Raw genomic sequence first — 5,437 nt, forward strand, 5'->3', positions numbered from 1 at the left:
CAGGGACATGGGGCCGGCCGAGTGCCGCGAGCACCTTGACCGCCCCGGCCTGAAATAGACCTGCCTGCCATGACGTCGTGAACGACGGCGAGACAGTGCTTGCCGACCGTCAAGGCGACATCCGGGCGGAATCCGGGGAAGGGGTGACGCGCTTTGTCGTGGAACTGCCCCGGTCCGTGCAACTGCCCGGAAACTGACGGGAAACGGGCAATTCAATCGCCTGCGATTATCCATTCCCCGCGCTGGAAGTGCTCCAGCGTGTGGCGCATCCGGCGCACGTGGCTGCCCTCCCAGAAGACCTTGTCGCAGGTCGGGCAGTACCGGGCGACCGTCGAGCGGGCGAGGGCGCTTTCGGGGACCTGTTGCCACTGTTCCGCGGTGGCCGGGCGCAGGGGTGTGTTGCAGTCCAGGCAGCGGGAGAACGGCGCACTCAGCCAGTCGATGCGAAAGCGGGTGGATAACTCGGCGGCCAGTGCGGGGGTGTCGTTGGCCTCGAGCAGCACGATGCGCCCGTCGCCGTTGCGAAAGCGGGCGAGGTGGCGATCCCGGGTGACCAGCCAGCGCCCCTCGTCTCGTGCCTGCTCGACCAGCGCGCGGTCCTCGTCGCCGGGCGTGGCGATGGCGGTGTCGTAACCGGCGGCACGCAGCCAGCGCCCGAGGCGCTGGAGCATTTCATCGCAGAGGAAACGGGGCGTGGGCATTGTCGGGCACGGGTCCTGGGCAGGGTTGTTGCCAAGCGGCACCTTGGTCGACCGGCATGGCCAATGAAGGCCGCTTCCAATCCTCGCGTGCCGTAGGGTCGGTGTCCAGAGGCGGAAAGGGCGCAGGCATACGGCAGGACATCGATCTGCACCGGAAATAAGTAAGAGGAATGCGAATGGTTTGCATGTAGATCCGCGGTCCGATACGATCCTTGCATCGAACCGACGGGTGGCCACCCGTCGGGCGCCCGAGGGTGGTTACTAGGTGGGGGAGGACGACATGCAGGCAATTCCGGTACGGCCGGGGTCGGGCGCTTCGCTCGCGGACCACCCGGTGGTTCCTCTGGCGGGCGGATTCCTGATCCCCAGTCCCCTCGCCCAGATCCCGTGGCCGGCCAGTCAACCGGGTCGGGGGAGCGTGTCCGGGGAGTCCCTGCTGGATGGTTCGGCTATTGACGACTTGCTAGAGCGTTTTGCGCAGGACTATCCGGGTGGTGATCAGCGTGCGCTTGCCTCGCAATGGTCCAAGTGGCTGTTCCACGCCTGGTTGTCGCCGATCATTGCCATGATAGTGCTGGCGGGGCGTTCGCTGCCCGCGAATGCGAGCGAGTGGGGTGTGCGGTTCGACGTGGGCGGTCGGGCCGAACGGCTCTGGCTTTCCTCGGGCGACGGCTCGTCCGCCCCTGTGCCGGCCGAGCTGCTTCTGGAACGGCTCGTGTGCGGTGAACTTGGTCGGGCCGTTTCCGTGTTTGCCCGCCATTCCGGAGCCTCTGTGAACGTGTTCTGGAGCAACGCGGGCAACCTGGTCGAGCACGTCCTCTCTCGGCTGGGCGATCACCCGGCTACCGAGCCTGTGCGCCTGGCCCGAGCCCGGGCTTTTCTCGACAAGCCCCGCATGGAGGGTATCCGCAACCGGTTGTATCGACCGGTGGTCTATCGCATCGCCGCCGGGGAAACCGAACCCCGACGTCTGCGTCGAGTCTGCTGTATCCGGTACCGACTGGAGTGTTACGACTACTGCGAGAACTGCCCGCTGGCCTGTCGATCGGCAAAAGCGGCGCGGGAGGCGGACTGATGTTCGAGGTGAACGCGGCGACGTTCTCGGTCGGCGGCACCCGGGTACTCGGTCCGGTGGATGCGCGATTCGAGCCCGGGCGGGTGGTCGGGTTGATCGGCCACAACGGCTCCGGGAAATCGACGTTGCTCAAGTTGCTGGCCGGTCAGCAAGCGCCGTCGTCCGGGGCGGTACATTTCGAGGGGTCACCGGTCGGTGACTGGACCGCGCGGGCCTTTGCCCGACGGGTGGCCTACCTGCCGCAGCATCCGCCGGCCACCGGGCATCTGACCGGACGCGAACTGGTGGGCTTCGGCCGGTATCCCTGGCACGGCTTGCTGGGGCGCTTTGGTGCCGAAGACCGCCGCCGGGTGGACGCGGCCCTGCGGATGACGCAGACGGAGGGGTTCGCCGATCGACCGGTGGACAGCCTTTCCGGCGGCGAGCGACAGCGGGTCTGGCTGGCGATGCTGCTGGCGCAGGAAAGCGATTTCCTGTTGCTCGACGAGCCGCTTTCGGCACTGGACATCGCCCACCAGGTCGAGGTGCTCGACCTGATTCGTCGCCTCTCGCACGAGTTGGGACTGAGTGTCGTGATCGTCCTGCACGACATCAACATGGCGGCGCGTTTCTGCGATGAGCTGGTCGCGATGCACGGGGGGCGCCTGCTGGTTCGCGGTACGCCCGGTCAACTGATGGACACCGCCACCCTTCGCACCATCTACGGCGTCTCGATGCAGGTGCTGACTCCGCCGGGTCAGACCCGTCCCGTCGCGATCGTCGACTGAGCCGTGCCTGTCCTGTCGTTCATGCGGTGGCTTGCCGGTCGCCGCCGGCCATGCCGGCTGTTGATCCTGCCGGTGATCGCGGTCCTGAGCGCGCCGCTGCGAGCGGATCCGGCGCCCCGTATCGCCACTCTCGACTGGACGGTGGCCGAAACGCTGATCGGCATCGACGCCCGGCTGGTCGGGCTGGCCCAGATCGACGGCTACGACTCGTGGGTTGCCAGCCCCGCCGTCCCGGCTGACGTGGTCGATCTCGGTCTGCGCGCCCAGCCGAATCTCGAGCAAGTCGCCGCCCTCGCGCCGGACCGGATTGCCCTCTCGCCGATGTTCGCCAACCACGAAGGGCGGCTGTCTTCCATCGCGCCGACCACGGTTTTCGAACTGTACGGCGACGGCGCCGACACCTGGCCCGCGTTGCGACGCCTGACCCGTGAGCTGGGTGAATTCGCCGAGCGGCCCGACGAGGCCGAGGCGCTGATCGCGGATACCGAGACACGCATCGCCGAGCTGGCCGAGCGCCTGCCGGCGAAGCCGCCGACCGTGGTCGTGGTGCAGTTCATGGACGAGCGGCACCTGCGGGTCTTCGGCGAGAACGGCCTCTATGACGCGGTGCTCGAACGACTCGGCATCGAGAACGGCTGGACGGGCGACACGAATCGCTGGGGGTTCTCTCTCGTCGGGCTGGAGGAGTTGGTCGAGGCCGAGGGCCGGATCGTGGTGGTCGAGCCCTATCCGGTCGGGGTCGAGCGCGCGCTGTCCGACAGCGCGTTGTATCGGCGCCTGATCGCACGATCGGGGCAGGAGCCACTGGAGCTCGACCCGGTCTGGAGTTTCGGCGCTCTGCCCTCGGCCGAGCGGTTCGCCGAGCGACTGGTGGAGGCGCTGGATGCGAACTGACGCGCAGGCCCGGCCCGTGTCTCGGGCGATGGGCCGTTCTCCGCTCGGCGTGAGCGTCGCGCTGCTGGTCGTGCTGGTCGGACTGGCCGTGTGGCACTTGCGGCAGCAGACGGGTGGTTTTCTGCCTTCGGCCTGGTGGCCCGAGCTCGGCGGGGAGTCGCTGAGCGTGAACGACTGGACGCTCGCCCTGACCTGGTGGCCACGGCTGGTCACGGCCCTGATCGCCGGCGCCGGCCTGGCGCTGGCGGGGGTGCTGATGCAGCAGGTGCTACGAAACCCGCTGGCCTCGCCGACCACGCTGGGTGTGGCCGGCGGGGCCAATCTCGCCCTGATGGCCGCCACGCTGTTCGCCCCGACCTTGATGGGGTGGGGTGCCGAATGGGTCGCGCTCGCCGGTGGCGGTCTCGCCATGGGGCTGGTATTCACCCTGGCATGGCGACGGGCGCTTGCGCCGCTGGTGGTGGTGCTGGCCGGTCTGGTGGTCAACCTCTATTTCGGCGCCATGGCCATGGTGCTGCTGTTGTTCAACCAGGAGACGTTGCAGGGGCTGCTGATCTGGGGAGCGGGGTCGCTGGCGCAGGATGGCTGGCAGGACGCCGGGTTTCTCGCCCCGCGCCTGCTCGCCGCGCTGGTCGTCGCCGGGTTGCTGCTCCGGCCGCTGCGACTGCTTGACCTGGATGATGCCAGTGGACGCGCGCTGGGCGTGAACCTGGCGTTTCTGCGGCTGGCCGCGCTGGGGGTGTCGGTGTTCATCACGGCAGTGGTGGTCAGCGTGGTCGGCCTGATCGGTTTCATCGGGCTGGCCGCACCGAATATCGCGCGCCTGCTGGGCGCCCGGCGTCTGGCCGCACGAGTGGTCTGGTCCATGGTGATCGGTGCCTTGCTGCTCGCCGTCACGGACCTGACCCTGCAGCACCTTGGAGGCTGGCTGCCCACCATGATCCCGACCGGGGCGATGACCGCGGCCCTGGGCGCGCCACTGCTGCTCTGGCTGATTCCGCGACTACGGCTGACCGGCGGAACGCCCCCCGATGTCGTCGAGTCCGGCTGGCCGCGCTCGCACGCACCACGCCGTATCCTGCTACTGCTCGTGATGCTGATGCCGGCAGCGGTGGCGTTATCGATGTTCAGCGGCCACCTGGCGGATGGCTGGTCGTGGTTCAGCGGCGCGCTGACGGTATGGGAGTGGCGTCTGCCTCGTCTGCTGGCGGCCGCCGGCGCGGGATTGCTGCTCGCCGTGGCCGGCACCCTGCTGCAACGCCTGAGCGGCAACCCGATGGCGAGCCCCGAGGTGCTGGGGATCAGCGGCGGTGTGTCGATCTTCCTGCTGCTCGGTATCGTTCTGTTGCCGGACGCTGGCATGGTGGCGCTCTCCGGGCTGGGCGTGGCGGGTGCGCTGGCGGCACTGGCCATGCTGATCTGGCTGAATCGTGGCAGCGGTTTCCTGCCCGGGCGGCTCCTGCTGACCGGCGTGGCGATCACGGCGCTCGCCGAGGCGGTCCGGGCGCTGGTGCTGGCCGGCAGCGATCCGCGGGGCCAGCAGATCGTGGCCTGGCTGTCGGGCTCGACCTACTACGTCAGGCTCGATGCCGCCGGGCTGGTATTCGGGGCGGGCGTGGCCTCGGTTGCCGGTGTGCTGCTGCTCTCGCGCTGGCTGGAGTGTTTCCCGCTCGGGGCGGCGGTGAGCCGGGCCGTGGGGATGAACGTGACCCGCGGGCGGCTGGTGGTGCTGGTGATTGCCGCGGTGATGACGGCCGTCGCCACCCTGGTGATCGGGCCGTTGTCGTTCATCGGCCTGCTTGCGCCGCACATGGCGCGCCTGCTCGGCCTGGCCCGCGCCCGCGATCACCTGCTGGGCGCGGCGCTGATCGGCATGGGCCTGATGGTCCTGGCCGACTGGGTCGGACGGCAGATCCTGTTCCCGGAGGAAATACCCGCCGGGCTGGTCGCCTCGTTGATCGGCGGGACCTACTTCCTCTGGGCCCTGCGGCGTTTCTAGG

5 protein-coding genes are annotated in these 5,437 nt (G+C 68.8%); 4 read left to right on the forward strand and 1 reads right to left on the reverse strand.

The genetic code is table 11. The features are described 5' to 3' along the window. Positions 1-212: 212 nt before the first annotated feature. A complete protein-coding gene (locus ACLFMY_RS08240) occupies positions 213-701 on the reverse strand; it encodes a Mut7-C RNAse domain-containing protein (protein WP_410764183.1) in 489 nt (162 codons plus the stop codon). Positions 702-981: 280 nt separating this feature from the next. Here ACLFMY_RS08240 and fhuF point away from each other — a divergent pair, with 280 nt between their 5' ends. Genes fhuF through fhuB form a run of 4 tightly spaced genes read left to right on the forward strand, consistent with a single transcriptional unit; the run spans position 982 to position 5,436 of the window. After that, positions 982-1,776 carry a siderophore-iron reductase FhuF gene (gene fhuF, locus ACLFMY_RS08245; RefSeq protein ID WP_410764184.1) on the forward strand — a complete coding sequence of 265 codons (795 nt, stop codon included), beginning with the start codon at positions 982-984 and terminating at the stop codon, positions 1,774-1,776. Then, complete coding sequence (locus tag ACLFMY_RS08250; RefSeq protein WP_410764185.1) at positions 1,776-2,543, forward strand: ABC transporter ATP-binding protein; 768 nt, start codon at positions 1,776-1,778, stop codon at positions 2,541-2,543. The genes fhuF and ACLFMY_RS08250 overlap by 1 nt, the downstream gene beginning before the upstream one ends. A gap of 3 nt (positions 2,544-2,546) precedes the next feature. Beyond that, positions 2,547-3,437, forward strand: a complete 891-nt coding sequence (locus ACLFMY_RS08255; protein WP_410764186.1) for an iron-siderophore ABC transporter substrate-binding protein — start codon at positions 2,547-2,549, stop codon at positions 3,435-3,437. 28 nt (positions 3,438-3,465) lie between these two features. After that, on the forward strand, positions 3,466-5,436 hold the full coding sequence (gene fhuB, locus ACLFMY_RS08260) for a Fe(3+)-hydroxamate ABC transporter permease FhuB (protein ID WP_410764187.1): 1,971 nt from the start codon (positions 3,466-3,468) through the stop codon (positions 5,434-5,436). Position 5,437: the final 1 nt, after the last annotated feature.

Origin of the sequence: Guyparkeria sp., from assembly GCF_046545975.1 — a bacterium.
Lineage (GTDB): Bacteria > Pseudomonadota > Gammaproteobacteria > Halothiobacillales > Halothiobacillaceae > Guyparkeria.

Bases quoted from the DNA above. Each gene is read 5' to 3' on its own strand.
- fhuB (WP_410764187.1), top strand. From the start codon at position 3,466: ATGGGCCGTTCTCCGCTCGGCGTGAGCGTCGCGCTGCTGGTCGTGCTG.
- ACLFMY_RS08250 (WP_410764185.1), top strand. From the start codon at position 1,776: ATGTTCGAGGTGAACGCGGCGACGTTCTCGGTCGGCGGCACCCGGGTA.
- fhuF (WP_410764184.1), top strand. From the start codon at position 982: ATGCAGGCAATTCCGGTACGGCCGGGGTCGGGCGCTTCGCTCGCGGAC.
- ACLFMY_RS08240 (WP_410764183.1), bottom strand. From the start codon at position 701: ATGCCCACGCCCCGTTTCCTCTGCGATGAAATGCTCCAGCGCCTCGGG.